Consider the following 16,017-nt stretch of genomic DNA (forward strand, 5'->3'; position numbering starts at 1 on the left):
TGATCAGCGTTCTTATTCTGAGCTGCCCGCTTCTTCCGACCCACCGATCAAGGCGGCCTGGAAGTCGACGGCGGCGAGGAAGAAGTCGCGTTTGGCCTCAATGGCAGCGACATTGCTGTCGATGCTTTCGCTGGCGGTGGTGAGGAGGTCGAAAACGTCGGTGATCATGCCGCTGTATTCGAGCATGGCCTGCTCATCGATCGTGGCACGCAAGGGCAGGATGCGGTTTCGGTACTGCCCACGAGATGTCGTAAGTCGATCGATAGGCGATGTATGCGGATCGGACCTCCGAGCGGATGTCGGTAGCCTTTGCCGCCAGGAGATTTACTGCCTGCATGTACTGTTCGCTGGAACGCCTTACACCTGTGCCGCCCAGATCGAAGATCGGGATTTCCATCTCGATTTCAGATCCGAACGTTTCTTTGGTGGACGTGCCTTCGTCACCCGTTTCGATCGTGGTGTTTGCCATGCCAGCAAGGTCAAGAGCGGTGACGTACCGCGTGGCATTCGTAAGGCCCAGGGACTTCTCCAAGGCTTCAAGTTCGAGCCGCGCAACCATCAAATCCACCCGGCGCGTGATGGCGTCGGCCTCAAGCCGTTCCGAGCTAGGCACCGTGTCGGGGAGCTGCGGCAGTTGGCCGGGGAGCTTGAAGTTGAGCTCGGTACCCCACAGCCCGAGCAGTCGGGTAAGCGTTTCGCGGTCAACGCCCGCACGCATTTTGGCTTCCGCCAACTCAGCTGAGACCTCTGCATAGAAGGCACCGGCGCGCGCCTGCTCGAGTTTCGTTGCGGCGCCAGTTTCGCCAAGCTTGACCGTAAGATCGGCCGCTGCTTCGGCGGAGCTCTGACCCTTCTCGAGCAGCGTCACGAGCTGGCGGGAGGCGACGGCATTGTAGTAGGCACGGCGGGTCTCTGCAGTCAGGCGGAACGTGGCATCGACGGCTCGGAAGCTTGCTGCTTTGAATTCGGCCTCTGCGGCAGCCTTGCGTGCGGGCAGTGTGAACAGCGACAAAATGCTGCCCACGAGACGTCGTTCGATCTCGAGTTCACCGCTGCCGATCAGCTTGCCAATCGAGAAGCTCGGGTTGATCGGCAGGCTCGCTTCGACATAATCCGCCTCGGATATTCCCAAGGCGTTGTATTCCGCCTGCAGACCCCCTGTTCTTGAGCAGGGCAATCTGAACGGCGCTGTCCGCTGTCAAAGGCTTGGCGAGCAATGCCTCGACTTGTGCCATGGCGGAAACTTCGTCAGCCGCAGTGACGATCTTTGCTGCGGTCTGTCCGATTTCCTGCCCGACACGAGTTGAGACTTCGGTCATGCCGCCATTGGACGAAAATGTAGCGCAACCCGCGAGGACAAGAGCCGATGCGCCGGCAAGAACAATCCGGGCAAACCCTGTGATCGAAAGGTTGGTCGCGACGGCTTGAGCAATCTGCATCGTCATTGCGCACCTGCCTGCGGACCGACCGCTTGGTTGCTTTCAACCCAAGGTTTCGGATCGACGGGAACGAAATAACGGGTACCGGCCGTTACCGGCACATAACGGAGTTGCGGCACTGGGGAGTTGGGGTCAGCAGGACTGAAGCCCGCTCGCTGCACCGGCATCGCCGAACACGCGGACAGGCTGGCGGCTGCTGCCACCAGAGCGAATAGTTTCATAGTGATCCTCGGATCAAGGCAAGTCGGCCGCCCGCGATTGAAGGCGGCAGGTGACAGGCTTCGACAGGCGCAAGGGGCCGTCGAAGGGACCGAAGGCACTCAAGCTCCTGACTTCCACGGCGTGAAAATGCCACGCAGGAGCAGTCAGCAGCAGGACAGCGCTTCGATCAGCCGAGAATTTCGCGAGGAGGACGTTCCAATGCCACGCTCACGGACTGATGCTGTTCAGGCTTCAATCCAGAAAATGTAGCCTTGCCGAAGGGTAGAGCCACGAGGGGATCCGCGAACGCTACCGAGAGGGCCGCATGACAGTTCAATGCACAGCACGGCGATCTGGCGCCAGCATCATGGTGATCGAACGGTCCTTTTTCGGGTGACGTGCTGCACGCGCCGTCATGCATGCTCGATACCGATGCGTGCTGGGTGTGCATGTCGGCAATAGCGGTGCATTCAACGGATGCTTGGCCGACTACCGGGTCGACACTCGCCATGGCAATGCCGATGTTCGTCGCGAGAAACGCAACGAGCGCAATAGCGGCGATGATGGAACGAGCAAGCGAGCGCATGACGCCGGAAAATACATTATCGGAGCGGATTCGCCAGTGCCCAATTGCCACAGCCTCACGCCAGTGCGCATTTGCACTTTTGACTTGGTAGATTCACAGGACCCTATCCTCCACCGAAATCGCCTCCACTTTTCGGTTTGGCGACCCACAGCTTCAGAAATTCGGATCGGACACGAGAATGCGAGAGGTCCGACCACCGGCAATGCCGGTCTGGGTGAAGTGGCTGGCAATTCTCTTGGTGACGCTGGTGCTTGCTGCAGGGGCTCGCCGCTTTTGGCGGCGTCCATGGACCATGGCGCCATTTCGCAACCGAACAGCGATGATCGCGCCATGCCCCAATTTCGCAAGACGGTGCTGGTGTTCCACGTAGCAACATCAGTGGGCCTGATAGGCGCGGTGTCTAGCTTTTTCCTTCTTGCCCTCATCGGCTTGGTGGATGGAGCTGCGGTTTATCTTGCTGCCGATGCGATATGCCGCTTGGCCATAGTGCCGCTTGCGACGCTTCCCTGGCGATTGGTGTACTGCAGGCACTCGTAAGTCCGTGGGGTCTCTTTCGCCACTATTGGGTGGTCGTGAAGCTTATCACGACGGCGACGGTGCTCGGAGTGCTGCTGCTTCAACTTCCCGGAATATCGATTCTCGCGAGAACACCCACAGCCGATCTGGACCTGGCCGCCAGTTTGACGCTTCGCCAGTCCCTCGTGCTCCATGCGGGTGGCGGGCTCGCGCCGTTGCTGCTCTGTCTCATACTTTCCGTCTTCCAGCCAAAGGTCCTTACGCCCTATGGATGGCGAAGAACGAAGAAGGCGCCCTAAGGCATTCCTGAGGCGCGATATAGCCCCTTGACCTTCCCATCGTTGGAAGGAGTACATACATCGACAGTCAAGAATAGGACTGTCCAAATGTCTTCAACAGCTCCATCACTCAAAGCGCCCTCGGTCGTCATCGATCTTCCGATCGAAGGCATGACTTGCGCCTCTTGCGTCGGCCGCGTCGAGAAGGCCATACGTGCCCTCCCTACCGTCGTAGCCGCAAACGTCAATCTCGCTACCGAAAAGGCGACCGTCAATTTTGCCGGCGAAGCTGACCTCGCCGGTGCAATTGAGGCCATTCGTGAAGCCGGCTACGAAACGCCGACCGAAATCGTCGATCTCGGCATCGAAGGAATGACCTGCGCTTCTTGCCTCTCCCGCGTCGAAAAAGCCCTGCGCAAGGTGCCCGGCGTCATCGATGCGTCGGTCAACCTTGCAACCGAGAAAGCGACCTCACCTTGCCGGTGGCGACGGTGCCGCGGACGTTGCTCGAGGCCGCCGTCGAGAAGGCTGGGTATGGCATCGTTCGTGTCGACGTCGCGCTCGACACGGAGGGCGGAGAGGACCGCCGTGATGCGGAACTTCGTCACCTGCGCAATGCTCTTGGCGTTGCTGCAACACTGGCGGTCCCGCTTTTCGTCATGGAAATGGGATCGCATTTCATCCCGGCGATCCATGATTGGATCATGACGGACTTGGGGCATGCCAATAGCCTCTACCTCCAGTTTGCACTGGCGACGGCGGTCCTCTTCGGACCGGGCTTGCGCTTTTATCGGAAGGGCATTCCCGCGCTTTGGCGCCTTGCTCCGGACATGAACTCTCTTGTCGTGCTGGGTACGGCTGCGGCATGGTCATATTCGATCGTGGCCACTTTCACGCCCGGTCTGCTGCCCAGCGGCACCGCCAATGTCTACTATGAAGCCGCAGCAGTCATCGTCACTCTGATCCTTCTCGGACGCTTCCTCGAAGCGCGAGCCAAAGGGACGCACCAGTCAGGCAATCAAGCGCCTCGTTGGACTGCAACCCAAATCGGCTCGCGTGGTCCGCGATGGCGTTGTGGTCGAGCTGGCGCTCGAGAGTGTGGTTGCGGGCGACGTTCTGGACATTCGACCCGGCGATCGCGTGCCGGTCGACGGTGCCGTCGTAGAAGGCGAGACCTATGTCGACGAATCCATGATCACCGGAGAACCGATACCGGTGCGGAAGTCGGTCGGTGCAGACGTTGTCGGCGGCACCATCAACAAGAATGGGTCCATCAGGTTTACCGCCACCAAGGTGGGCGCAGATACGGTCCTTTCTCAAATCATCCGCATGGTGGAAGCTGCCCAGGGCTCGAAGCTGCCCATCCAAGCTCTCGTGGACAAGGTGACTGCCTGGTTCGTCCCCGCGGTTATCGCCGCAGCACTTCTGACGTTCGCCGTCTGGCTCATCTGGGGCCCTTCGCCTGCCCTGAGTTTCGCCCTCGTGAACGCTGTTGCGGTTCTCATCATTGCATGCCCCTGCGCCATGGGGCTTGCGACGCCGACTTCGATCATGGTGGGCACCGGCCGTGCCGCGGAGATGGGTATTCTCTTCCGCAAGGGAGAGGCGCTGCAGACGCTGCGCTCCGCAGACGTAGTGGCATTCGATAAAACCGGGACCCTTACAAAGGGCAAGCCGGAATTGACGGACCTCGAAACCACCGGTGAATTCGAGAAGGCCGAAGTCCTGCGTCTTATCGCCAGCCTCGAGGTCAAGTCAGAACATCCAATCGCCGAGGCTATCGTAAATGCTGCCCGCGATCAGGGTCTGGTCGAGACGAGCGTTTCCCAGTTCGAGGCGGAACCGGGTTTCGGCGTGTCCGGATTTGTGGAGGGCCATTCGGTCCTTGTCGGGGCCGACCGGGCATTGACCAAAGCCGGGGTGGACGTTGGCGGTTTTACCAAAACCGCCAAGCAACTCGGCGACAGCGGCAAAACTCCGCTTTACGCCGCGATCGACGGGCGTCTTGCCGCCATTATCGCGGTGTCAGATCCCGTCAAAGAAACTTCGGCAGCTACTATCAAGGCTCTTCACGACCTCGGCCTGCGCGTGGCCATGATCACGGGCGACAACGCCCGCACCGCAGAGGCAGTTGCTGCCGCTCTCGGCATCGACGAAGTGGTCGCCGAAGTCTTGCCCGATGGCAAGGTCAATGCGATCAACGACCTCAAACGAGGCGGTCGCAAGGTGGCCTTCGTCGGCGATGGTATCAATGACGCACCTGCCCTGGCAGAGGCCGATGTCGGACTTGCCGTCGGCACCGGCACCGATGTCGCGATCGAGAGCGCCGACGTCGTGCTCATGTCGGGCGACCTCATCGGCATCGTGAACGCGATAGCAATCTCTCGTGCCACGATCGGAAACATCAAGCAGAACCTGTTCTGGGCCTTCGCCTACAACGTCATCCTCATCCCAGTGGCTGCCGGCGTTCTGTTTCCGATCAACGGAATGCTGCTCTCCCCGATCCTTGCAGCGGGAGCAATGGCGCTCAGCAGCGTCTTCGTACTGGGCAACGCCCTGCGCCTACGCCGGTTCGCGGCGCCGGTTCCGACGCGAAAGCCGGAGCACCAGACCGCTTTGGCAAACAAGCTAGAACTCAAGGAGTCCGCATCATGAACATCGGTCAGGCATCCAAGGCCAGCGGCGTCTCGAACAAGATGATCCGCTACTACGAGTCGATCGGCCTAATCACCGCACCTGTGCGGACCGAGTCCGGCTACAGGGTATATTCCGACAACGATATCCATGCGCTCCGCTTTATCAGCAGGGCGAGGGACCTCGGATTTTCCATCGAGCAGATGGGCGACCTCCTTGCGCTTTGGCGAGACCGGTCGCGCGCGAGTGCCGACGTCAAGGCAATTGCCCTCGACCACGTCCGTATTCTCGACGAGAAGGCCAAGGCAATTCAGGCCATGAGCGATACGCTTCGGAACCTGGCTGCGCACTGTCATGGCGACGAGCGACCGGACTGCCCCATTCTTGAAGGATTCGCACATGCCGAGCCCGATGCGCCCACCAAGAGAAAGCCGCGGTTCGGCGTGACCGACATAGCGCCTGGTCGGGCACGCGCATAATCGCCAGGAAGGCACTTGACCTTCCCACAGTTGGAAACCCCATCTTTTTCCAAGTTCAAACCTTCGGAGACTTCCATGTACAATTTTCAGGTGACTGACATGACTTGTGGTCATTGCGCTTCGACCGTCGAAAAAGCCGTGAAGGGCGTCGACGCAGGCGCTCAGGTAAAGATCGACGTTGTGACGCATAAGGTCGAGATCGCGAGCAGCAAGCCTGCGGAGGCCTTTGCAGCGGCCATTTCCGAAGCGGGCTACACCGGCGAATTGCAAAAATGACCCCCTGCGGCAGGCTTCGGCCTGCCGTTCGCTTTTTAGGCCCCGAGACACCTCCATGAAGTATCTTTTGCCTGCCCTCCTTCCCCTTCCTGCTGACCGCCCCGGTAGTAGGGTCCGACCATGTTCCGGCAGTCACGCTGGGCGATCTCTCCCATATCCATGGCGTCGTCATACCATCGGGGAGCAACGCGGTTCTGCTCGCAACACATCATGGTCTGTTCTCCGTAGATCCGGCCGGCGCCGCGACGATGATCTCGGAGGGTGAAGACGACTTCATGGGCTTTACAGCCGGCGTCGATGGACAGCTGTTCGCAAGTGGCCATCCGAGCACCGGCGGAAATATCGGTGTGATCGGCTCGGTCGGACCTGGCGGCGATTGGACCCATTTATCCGATGGTGCCGGTGGCCCGGTGGATTTTCACGCGATGACCGTCAGCCCGGCGGACGCGACCACGATCTACGGTTCCTTCAGAGGTATCCAGGTCAGTCGCGACGGCGGTCGAACCTGGGAGGTGTCCGGGCCCGGGCCCGCCGAACTGATCGATTTGTCGGCGGCAGCGGGAGATGCGGGACACCTTTATGCCGGCACGATGAGGGGCCTTTTTGAAAGCGTGGACTTCGGGCGTAGCTGGCAGTCGATTGGTGCCGCAGGAAATCCGGTCACGGCCGTCGAAACCTCTGCCGATGGTACGCTCCATGTTTTCGTTGCCGGTCAAGGCCTGCAACGGCTGGAGGGCCAAAACCTGGTGGCAGTGTCGGAAATCGAGAATCAGGTTCTGCTCCACATCGGCTTCGATCCCGACGATTCCGCAAATATCGTAGCCGTTGACGCCGAAAGCGTCGTCATCGCCAGCATGGATGGTGGAAAAACGTGGTCGCCGCTCGTACCGTAATCATCTCGCTCCTGGCGGGAGCGATCACGAGCGGCGCAAATGCGCAAGAGGAAACGGGCCGGGCGATTTACCTCGAACGCTGCGCGAGTTGCCATGGCGTCGAGCTCGAAGGTCAACCCGACTGGATGCGGCGCCTGCCCAGCGGGAGACTGCCTGCCCCGCCGCACGATGCTTCAGGGCACACCTGGCATCATTCGGACCGGCAGCTGTTCGACATCGTCAAAAACGGGCTCGCCCACGATCGCACCGGGTTACGAGACGGATATGCCCGCCTTCGCAGACGCCATGACGGATGATGAAATACGGGCCGTGTTGGAATACATCAAAAGCACATGGCCCGATCGCGAACGTGACGTTCAGTCACGACGCTCCGCAGCGGACGCGAAATAGCCCGAGGGCAAGAATTCTTTTGTGCGCCTATTGGGCGGCTTCCGCGAGGATTGATCTACTTCCGTCGAGCGCCCTCTTTTGACGGGAGATGAAAACGCGCGCAACGATGACAACCACAGTGGGCCACAGCATCGTATTGGCGATGTCGCGCAAAGTACCTGCGATATCGACAGATAGGTGATCGCCGTGGAAGGTATCGAGCGCTTCATTGATCAGCTCAGATCCCAGAAGCACGAAAAGCGGTATCAGGCTTGCGGGGCCACGCCTGACCAGCACCACGGCAACAAGGAAGATAGCGATGCCCAAATGGATGTGCAGTGCGTCCCTGCTGATGTCGAGCAAGGTCGTCAGTTCGGTCTTGATGTCGTTGAGCATGGTTACCTCCTAGCCCGAACTTAAGGCTCAAAAGTTTAGCCATGCTTGAGATACGGGGCGAGCCGAGGGCTCGCCCCGGAATGATTACTCGTTGGCGCCTTCGCCTTCGAGCCACGCGATCATGTCGGCGATCTCCTTCTCCTGGGCGTCGATCACCATCTGGGCCATGTCCTTGGCCCACTGGTTGTCCGCCATGGGCCAGTTCGGCCTTGGCCATGTTGATGGCGCCCTGGTGATGGGGGATCATGGCGCAAATGAATGCAACGTCGATGTCTTCGACCATCATCGAATTCATCATGGCTTTGTTCGTCTCGTCCATGCCCGCCATAAGGTCCATGTGAGCCTGGTCCATCTTGTGGTCCATGTTCATGGACATGTCGCCGGCCATCTTCTGGGCAGGCGTGCAGACCGCGGGGAGCTCCATTGCGGCGCTACCGGAGGCAGCCATGTTGTGCCCGGCCATGGCATCCTGGGCGTACGACCCGCCAACGGAAAGCATGAGAACACTGCTGATCGCGAGAGAGGTTTTGAAGAAAGTCATTTCGTTAATCCTTGTTCGATTTGCATGATTTTTAGGATCGAACGAAACCCTTCGGCGGGCGATCGATGCGCTCCGCCGACCATCGAGGGGTAACCGAGCGATAAGTTCCTGCCATCGTCGCCGACGCCGAGGGGAGCCGTGGCCGATAGGAAGTTGCCCGGAATTGCCGACAGACATAGCCCCATCGCGCAACAAACGGGCATCGAGTGAGAGCGTTGCTGACACTCCGCACAAGCACCACCTGCATGAGAATGCGTCTGCTCGGCATGAACGTGCATGCCTGCGACTGACGCCATGGCACCATGATGAAATGTCATACTGACCAAAACCGCGACCATGACCGCAAGGATCAGGCGGGTATGGCCGCGAGATGCGGCGGTAGCCGATTTTGTCTGCCATGGCAAGAAAACCCACCATTGCCGCCGCGGTTCCTTTCTTCACCCGAAAAATAGCATCAGTTGTCGTCCAAATTCAAAAGGTAGGTCGCCATATCGTCGAGGTGCTGGTTGAGAAGAAATTTCGTGCTGCCATGCACCACCTCTGCCATCGAGCCGCCAAAGGCGTCGCCATCAGGCGTAACGCCGGTTCGAAGCGCTTGGATCAGCGCCTGCTTGGTGTAGCCCCTGGCAGTCAAAGCTTGCGCAGTGAGTGGTGGTGACTGCTGTCCATCCTGCATTGACGGATCACCGCTAAGCGCCTGGTCGCTGGGAAGGCCGCCTACCGGGTTCCTGGGCGTGTGACAGGCCGCACAATGGGCCGGACCCCACACAAGATACCTCCCACGGTTCCATGCCGCGGATCGGGTGATGTTCGGCACATAGGTGACCGGTTTTTCGAAGAACGTCCGCCAGAGCTTTATTCCAGACCTGACATTGAACGGAAACGGCACCTGATGCTCAGTTGACGGCGCTGCTGCTGGCGGAGTGGCCTGGATCGCAGCCCACAGGTCCGCCATGTCTTGATCGGTAAGAGTGGCATAGAACTCGTACGGAAAGGCCGGGTAATATGGCTCGCCCGAGGGGGAAATGCCCTGACGAACTGCTCGGACGAACTGATCGAAGGACCAGGATCCGATGCCGTTTTCCTGATCCGGGGTTATGTTCGGCGCGTAAAACGATCCGAACCTTGAGACCAGGGGAGCCCCTCCCGACAATGGTTTCGATCCAGAGCTGGTGTGACACGTGAGGCACCCCGACAGGCGCGCGAGATATGCACCTCTCTTGGCGTCACCCTGCACTTCGTTGATGGGCCTTTGGGGCGGAAGTGGCCACAGCTGCAACGTCAGAACACCGAGGCTCGCCATCACGAGGATGGTCACGAGAATTGCGGCAATTCGGTTCATGCTTCACCGTCGAAATGAGGCGTGGCACGAAGAGCAGGTGGCGGCGATATCGGAGTAAATTGCTCCGACAGGTCGCACTGACTGCTTCGACCCGGCTGCGCTCTTGACGTCGACCGAGGCTGTTGTGATCTGGTTAACAACGCTCTCGCGCTCCGCGGAAAGGCCCATGAGCCAGGCAAAGTCCATCCGCTCCCATTCCGAGAGGGGCGGAGGCGGAGGACTGGTGACCGCTGCGACCGGGTCGGACGACTGCCGCCGAAGGAGGTCTTCGCCCGCAACGCCGAGCTCCTCGCCCAATGCGCCGAGGCGTTCCGCATAGGCGGAAAAATCTTCCCAACGCTCCCAGATCTCGGGGCGGGCTTCGGATGGGGCCTCGATGCTGCCTTCGGGGAAGAGGTCCGTCATGGCCGGGCCGGCATGCATGGCGATCATCTCTGCCGCGGCGATGACGGTTTCCGCGTCCGAGGGCGTGGGGACGTCCGCCACGGGCGCAAGCGCCTTGATCTGCTCGCTGAGCATCATCATTCCCATCATGCGCTCGCCGACAGTGCCGGTTGCACCGTTATGGCCCGAGGCCGTGATGGCACCGATGAGCAAGGCCCCGCAGGCCAAGGGCCCGAGGTACACGAAATTACGATTCATGGATTTGGTTTCCAGGTTGCTGAATGCCGTATGGCAGTTGCCGCGACAGACGGCTCAGCGACGTGGAGGTCGAAGATTCTCGAACTTGAGGTTTGTCCAGATGCCCGCGGCGAGGCCGGAATAGGAGACCCCGGCCACGCTGATCCTGCAATCGAGCACAAGCGGGTCGGGCCCGAGGATGGGCGCTCCGCAATGCATCGCGGCCCCACCCTGGTGATGATCAGGCAGTACTTCGTGACTGTGGCCGTGGTCCTCGACCGGCGATCCAATCGACCAGCCTTGAGCGTGTTCGTCTGCCGCGGCGCGCACTGAAACGGTCCCGAGTAGAAGGACCATCACCATAGCCACGAGGTTGACGAGGTTGCAGACCGGTCTCAAGGCGCGAATCTCATAAGGACATTTCCCTTTCGAGCGCGCAAATGTGCTCTTTGCATGGCAACGATCAAGGGCGCACAGTTCGATCGGTGCTGCACCCTTGACCACTAATACACCCGCCGACCTCGCGCCGGGTTTTTGAGTTGGCCCGCCAGCTATTCGATCCTGGCGGAGCGCAATCGAAGTGAATTGCCGATGACACTTACCGAAGACAAGGCCATGGCCGCCGCCGCGATCGCCGGAGAAAGCGTCAAGCCGAATAGGGGATAGAGGACCCCTGCTGCAATAGGTACGCCCGCCGCGTTGTAGACGAAGGCCAGGAACAGGTTCTGCCGGATATTCCCCATCGTGGCCCGCGACAACTGCCGGGCGCGCGCGATCCCAATGAGGTCACCGTTCAAAAGCGTGACGCCAGCGCTTTCCATCGCAACATCGGTGCCTGTGCCCATGGCGATACCGACATCGGCTGCGGCAAGGGCGGGCGCGTCATTGACGCCGTCACCGGCCATGGCGACGATCTTCCCTTGCGCCCGAAGGCGTCCGACCACCTCGCTCTTGCGCTCCGGGAGCACGTCTGCCTCGACATCTTCGATACCGAGCTTGCGTGCGACTGCTGCGGCGGTGACCGCGTTGTCACCAGTCATCATCACGACCCCGATGCCCTCCGACCGTAGCATGGCCAGGGCTTTCGGCGTTGTTTGCCGGATCGGGTCGGCTATGCCGAGGGCACCGGCAATCTCGCCATCGGCTGCCACGAGCACAACCGTAGCGCCCTCTTTGCGAACCTCATCTGCCCGACTTTTCCATTCGGCACTCGAAATGCCCTCGGCCTCGAGATACTTTGCGCTGCCGATCAGGACCTTCCGGCCCTCTACAACCCCTGTAAGACCCTTGCCGACGGGCGAGTCCACTTCGCCGGGTTCCGAAAGACGAAGCTTGCGTCTGTCGGCTTCGGCAACGATGGCAACGCCGAGCGGATGTTCGCTGGCCCGTTCGAGGCTTGCGGCCAAAACTGAGGAGCTCTTTCTCGTCGTATCCATCAGCCGGTAGGATGTGCGTCAACCTAGGTTTGCCCTCGGTCAGCGTCCCCGTCTTGTCGACGACGATGGTGTCGATCTTCTCGAGGCGCTCCAGGGCTTCGGCATTCTTGACGAGGAGGCCGAGCTGGGCGCCCTTGCCCACTCCGACCATGATCGACATCGGCGTCGCAAGCCCGAGTGCACAGGGACAGGCGATGATGAGGACCGAGACCGCGGCAACCAAGGCATGAGCAAACTTGGGTTCGGGACCCCATACCATCCATGCGGCGAAAGCCAGGATCGCGATGAGGATCACGAGCGGAACGAACCAACCAGAGACCTGATCTGCTAGTCGCTGGATGGGGGCACGCGACCGTTGTGCGGCCGCCACCATCTGGACGATGCGGGAGAGCATGGTGTCCCGTCCGACGCCCGTGGTCTCCATGACGATGCCGCCGGATTGGTTGATCGTCCCAGCGACCAGTTTTGAACCTTCGGACTTGGTGACCGGCATAGATTCCCCAGTGACCATGGATTCATCGACAGCGCTTCGGCCTTCGACGACGATGCCGTCGACGGGGATCTTCTCGCCGGGACGCACCCGCAGCCTGTCGCCAACCAGAACGAGATCGACTGCGATTTCCTCGTCCGATCCGTCTGAGCGAATCCGACGCGCAGTCTTCGGGGCTAAGCCAAGCAGCGCCTTGATGGCTCCCGACGTCTTCTCACGGGCGCGTAACTCAAGGACCTGTCCCAGAAGCGCCAAGGCTGTGATGACTGCGGCGGCCTCGAAGTAGACGGGAACCGCTCCATCCATCTCGCGCATCGACGCAGGGAATATTCCGGGCAGGAGCGTAGCCACCATCGAATAAACCCACGCCACCCCTATGCCCATGGCGATGAGGGTGAACATGTTCAGGCTCCGGTTCGTGATCGAAGCGAACCCTCGCTCGAAGAATGGCCAGCCGGCCCAGAGTACAACGGGAGTGGCAAGCAGAAGCTGACTCCAGTTCAGAACATGGGGGAAATCCAATGATGAAGATCCACCAGGTGAGCACCCATCTCGAGAACGAACACCGGAATGGCGAGAGCACTGCCGATCCAAAAGCGCAGGGTCATGTCCCTGAGTTCGGGGCTGGGGCCGGTTTCCTCGGTCGGAAGTTCCGGTTCGAGCGCCATGCCGCAGATTGGACAGGAGCCCGGCTGGTTCCGCCGGATCGAGGGGTGCATCGGGCAGGTCCAGATAGTTCCTGCCGGCGCATCGACGTTGGCCGTCGCATCGGCGACTACGTATTTGGCTGGATCCGCCATAAACTTTGTGCGGCATCCATCGGAGCAGAAATAGTATGTCGTGCCCTGATAGGTTGCCCGATGCTTCGAGGTTGCCGGATCGACCGTCATTCCACAGACGGGGTCTTTTATTGTGGTCGTGGAGTGGGATGACTGATGATGTCCGTTGTGGGCCGGATTTTCGTGACCGTTGGAATGGTGATGATTGTGACCGCTGTGGCCGTGCTCCGCTGTCATCTGGACCTCCTGTTAATTGGAAGTTGCACCCTTCCACCGTGGCAAGGTCAATAGGCTGGGGTCGCGGGGCAAGCAGGAGGGTTCAAGGAATTCGCGCGATGATGATGGCTGCGGACAGCCCTAGAGCGGCGGAAATAAATCCGCCAACCAACAAGAAGGGATCGCAACGTAAGTTGCAAAATTTGATGAAGATTGGCGGTATGCGCACTGCGTCGGCTCCCAAACGTCTATCGAACTTAAGCTGCCTGCACTTCGATGGTGAAATGGGAAGGTTGATAAACAGAATAATTTTTGTTTTCTTGGATATGGAAAAGAGAATGTGATTGTTTGGGTTGGATAGGATTGGAAAGGAGGAGGAGATAATTTTATTATATGGGGATGATGATATAGGGCCGTTGCGCCGATGGTTGTCGCCTAGGAAAACATGGTCAGGCGGGGTGGGGAAGCGAGTGGCATCCGTCATTTTGGATAGGTTCCGAGGATCTCGATCAGCTCTTCGCCGCCGCGGCGCGCTTGACGTCCGTTTCAGGTTCAAGCACGTGATGGCGAATGTGATCCCATCAGTTCGGCGGTCAGGCCATTCATGGCGCCCGTATGGATGCAAGGAGCTGGAGGACCTCGGTGCAGCCCCGTTCTCCTTCAAGAGACGCTCAATGGCGTCGATTTGCCCTTTCAAGCGGGGAAGGCGGGCGAGAGCTTGCGGCTTGTGGTGTGCTGTATGAGACATAGTATAACGGGGTATATTATGTGTCCGGTAAATGAAGGCACATAGGACGTTTGGATTTCCGACATTGCTCACTTGGCCGTTTCGAAGATCGAGGGGGCAGGGTTGTCGCTTTGGGGGCTCGGGCAGTGATCTGCAAAAGAAGGCAGCCGGCGGCTCCTCCTGCCCCCCCTCTTTCTGGGATGGAAAACTTCTGTTGCTAGACTGATCGTCATCGTCAGGCGTGTCCGCGTGGAGCGTCCGGTTTCAGGATATTCTCGCCAAGACGCTCATGGCCGGAATTGGAAGGGGGGGGAGGGGAGATTCACTACAAAAAAAATAAACCAAAAAGAACCCCCGAAGAAAACTGGCGGCTGGCATGCTCGTTGCGCCGACTAGTTCCTCTCGGATCCCGGACCGGAAGGAACGACTCTAAAATTTCGGTCCAATCGACTCACGATTTTTGGTCGATGCCCGGTTTTCCTGGGGCAAATCGACTCAAGTTTTTTTGGTCGCATTAAATACTGGAAATCTTGGTGCGCCCAGAGGGACTTGAACCCCCAACCAGACCGTTATGAGCGGTCGGCTCTAACCATTGAGCTATAGGCGCATCCCGGTTTTCCTAGGGTCTGGGACCGCGAGAGGCAAGCTGATTTTCTCGGCCGCCCGCAATTGTTCCCTTCTATCCCCGACGAGGGACCGGCCTTCTCGTCGCCCCATCCTCGCAACCCCGGATTCACGAGCGCACAGAATAGAAGTCACCAGGCACAGGCTTTTGATTTTCTGCGAGTGCTTTCGTTTGATCGAACTTGCCGCATCCTAGCGGGCGACGATGACTTCGACGCCACGCTTCTCGAATTGCATCCGATCCTCGTCAGTAATGCCGTCATCGGTGATCAGCGTGTGCACCAATTCCACGCCTCCCAGGGCAGAAAACGACACGCGCCCGATCTTGGTGGAATCGGCCAGCAGATACACATGCGAGGCCGCCTTCACCATGGCCCGCTTGACGTAAATGTCCCCGATAGCCGGGTAGGTCAGCCCCACGTCGAAAGAAACCCCGGCCGTCGCCAAAAACAGCTTTTGCGCATAGATGCCGACGAAGAATTCGACCGATTTTTCGCCACTCAGGCTCAACGTCGGCGCCTTGAATTGCCCCGCCGGCATATGCACCGTATTGGTCGGGATCGCCCCCAGGATCAGCGCAATGTTCAGCGCATTGGTGATGATGTTAAGATCCTGCCGTGACTTCAGATTTTCAGCAAACTGCGTCGTCGTCGTGCCCGAGTCGATGATCAGCGTATCATTGTCCGAAACCAGCGCCGCCGCCGCCATGCCGATGGCGTGCTTCTTGTCCATGTTCTGCACATGCTGCAGCGTCATGGACTGCACCTGCTGCGGAATGGATTTCAGATAAGCCCCGCCATGCTCGCGGGTAATATTGCCGTCAGCTTCCAGCCGCTCCAGATCCTGCCGGATCGTCGCTTCCGAAACGCCGAACGCTGAGGAAAGATCGCGAACCCTCGCGCTTCCTTCTTCCTGCAGCCATTCGAGAATGCGCATGCGCCGCGGTTCCGCCAGCAATTGCGGCGCGCCGCCTGCCTGCGCCTCGCTCCCGCTCCGCCGTCCGCCCCTTGGTTTCTGCGCCATTTATCCCCGCCCTCTTTATCGTGCTACCATATCGCCTTGTCGCCGCGTGTCCGCAATCTCTGATGCTTCTCAAGGCTAGAAAAAGGTGGAGAAACGCCCTCTCCCGCGCGACCTTCTGCACCATTCGAAACACGAAACGCAAAAAATCACA

General features: G+C 59.5%; 14 protein-coding genes, 1 tRNA gene and 3 pseudogenes. 7 read left to right on the forward strand and 11 right to left on the reverse strand.

Going from position 1 to position 16,017, the window contains the following annotated elements:
• Positions 1-12: 12 nt before the first annotated feature.
• The 4 genes from NVV77_RS09105 to NVV77_RS09120 all read right to left on the reverse strand — a co-directional run bounded on the left by NVV77_RS09105 (position 13) and on the right by NVV77_RS09120 (position 2,277).
• On the reverse strand, positions 13-186 hold the full coding sequence (locus NVV77_RS09105; RefSeq protein ID WP_295412339.1) for a hypothetical protein: 174 nt from the start codon (positions 184-186) through the stop codon (positions 13-15).
• A gap of 7 nt (positions 187-193) precedes the next feature.
• Complete coding sequence (locus NVV77_RS09110) at positions 194-1,132, reverse strand: TolC family protein (RefSeq protein WP_295412341.1); 939 nt, start codon at positions 1,130-1,132, stop codon at positions 194-196.
• Positions 1,047-1,445 carry a hypothetical protein gene (locus NVV77_RS09115; protein WP_295412343.1) on the reverse strand — a complete coding sequence of 133 codons (399 nt, stop codon included), beginning with the start codon at positions 1,443-1,445 and terminating at the stop codon, positions 1,047-1,049. Before NVV77_RS09115 ends, NVV77_RS09110 begins: the two co-directional genes overlap by 86 nt.
• 382 nt (positions 1,446-1,827) lie before the next feature.
• Positions 1,828-2,277 carry a hypothetical protein gene (locus NVV77_RS09120; RefSeq protein ID WP_295412345.1) on the reverse strand — a complete coding sequence of 150 codons (450 nt, stop codon included), beginning with the start codon at positions 2,275-2,277 and terminating at the stop codon, positions 1,828-1,830.
• Between the two features lie 234 nt (positions 2,278-2,511).
• On the opposite strand from NVV77_RS09120, the gene NVV77_RS09125 reads away from it, so the two are divergent.
• The 6 genes and pseudogenes from NVV77_RS09125 to NVV77_RS09150 all read left to right on the forward strand — a co-directional run bounded on the left by NVV77_RS09125 (position 2,512) and on the right by NVV77_RS09150 (position 7,598).
• Complete coding sequence (locus NVV77_RS09125) at positions 2,512-2,763, forward strand: hypothetical protein (protein WP_295412346.1); 252 nt, start codon at positions 2,512-2,514, stop codon at positions 2,761-2,763.
• Between the two features lie 365 nt (positions 2,764-3,128).
• Positions 3,129-5,675: pseudogene (locus NVV77_RS09130) on the forward strand (heavy metal translocating P-type ATPase).
• Positions 5,672-6,133 carry a Cu(I)-responsive transcriptional regulator gene (gene cueR / locus NVV77_RS09135; protein ID WP_295412348.1) on the forward strand — a complete coding sequence of 154 codons (462 nt, stop codon included), beginning with the start codon at positions 5,672-5,674 and terminating at the stop codon, positions 6,131-6,133. The pseudogene NVV77_RS09130 and the gene cueR overlap by 4 nt, the downstream one beginning before the upstream one ends.
• 75 nt (positions 6,134-6,208) lie before the next feature.
• A complete protein-coding gene (locus tag NVV77_RS09140) occupies positions 6,209-6,409 on the forward strand; it encodes a heavy-metal-associated domain-containing protein (RefSeq protein WP_295412350.1) in 201 nt (66 codons plus the stop codon).
• Positions 6,410-6,684: 275 nt separating this feature from the next.
• Positions 6,685-7,302: a hypothetical protein gene (locus NVV77_RS09145; RefSeq protein WP_295412352.1), complete on the forward strand. Its 618-nt coding sequence runs from the start codon at positions 6,685-6,687 to the stop codon at positions 7,300-7,302.
• Positions 7,281-7,598: a cytochrome c gene (locus NVV77_RS09150; protein WP_367178611.1), complete on the forward strand. Its 318-nt coding sequence runs from the start codon at positions 7,281-7,283 to the stop codon at positions 7,596-7,598. Before NVV77_RS09145 ends, NVV77_RS09150 begins: the two co-directional genes overlap by 22 nt.
• 121 nt (positions 7,599-7,719) lie before the next feature.
• Here NVV77_RS09150 and NVV77_RS09155 read toward each other — a convergent pair whose 3' ends face one another.
• The 5 genes and pseudogenes from NVV77_RS09155 to NVV77_RS09175 form a co-directional block, all read right to left on the reverse strand.
• The gene (locus tag NVV77_RS09155) at positions 7,720-8,067 is read right to left on the reverse strand and encodes a hypothetical protein (RefSeq protein ID WP_295412611.1); all 348 of its coding nucleotides are present in this window, start codon (positions 8,065-8,067) and stop codon (positions 7,720-7,722) included.
• Positions 8,068-8,308: 241 nt separating this feature from the next.
• A pseudogene (locus NVV77_RS21965) lies at positions 8,309-9,025 on the reverse strand (hypothetical protein); the annotation flags it as partial.
• A 37-nt stretch (positions 9,026-9,062) separates the two neighbouring features.
• Positions 9,063-9,950 carry a cytochrome c gene (locus NVV77_RS09165; protein WP_295412354.1) on the reverse strand — a complete coding sequence of 296 codons (888 nt, stop codon included), beginning with the start codon at positions 9,948-9,950 and terminating at the stop codon, positions 9,063-9,065.
• A gap of 3 nt (positions 9,951-9,953) precedes the next feature.
• The gene (locus NVV77_RS09170; protein WP_295412355.1) at positions 9,954-10,592 is read right to left on the reverse strand and encodes a cytochrome c; all 639 of its coding nucleotides are present in this window, start codon (positions 10,590-10,592) and stop codon (positions 9,954-9,956) included.
• 530 nt (positions 10,593-11,122) lie between these two features.
• Positions 11,123-13,513: pseudogene (locus tag NVV77_RS09175) on the reverse strand (heavy metal translocating P-type ATPase).
• Positions 13,514-13,611: 98 nt separating this feature from the next.
• Here NVV77_RS09175 and NVV77_RS09180 point away from each other — a divergent pair.
• Positions 13,612-13,836, forward strand: coding sequence for a hypothetical protein (locus NVV77_RS09180; RefSeq protein WP_295412357.1), 225 nt, complete (start codon positions 13,612-13,614; stop codon positions 13,834-13,836).
• Positions 13,837-14,750: 914 nt separating this feature from the next.
• Here the strand turns inward: NVV77_RS09180 and NVV77_RS09185 are convergent.
• Both NVV77_RS09185 and NVV77_RS09190 read right to left on the reverse strand, forming a co-directional pair.
• Positions 14,751-14,826, reverse strand: a tRNA-Ile gene (locus NVV77_RS09185).
• Positions 14,827-15,035: 209 nt separating this feature from the next.
• Positions 15,036-15,866 carry a DeoR/GlpR family DNA-binding transcription regulator gene (locus tag NVV77_RS09190; RefSeq protein ID WP_295412359.1) on the reverse strand — a complete coding sequence of 277 codons (831 nt, stop codon included), beginning with the start codon at positions 15,864-15,866 and terminating at the stop codon, positions 15,036-15,038.
• Positions 15,867-16,017 lie beyond the last annotated feature (151 nt).

The sequence above is a fragment of the Devosia sp. genome (assembly GCF_024707125.1).
Classification (GTDB): Bacteria; Pseudomonadota; Alphaproteobacteria; order Rhizobiales; family Devosiaceae; genus Devosia.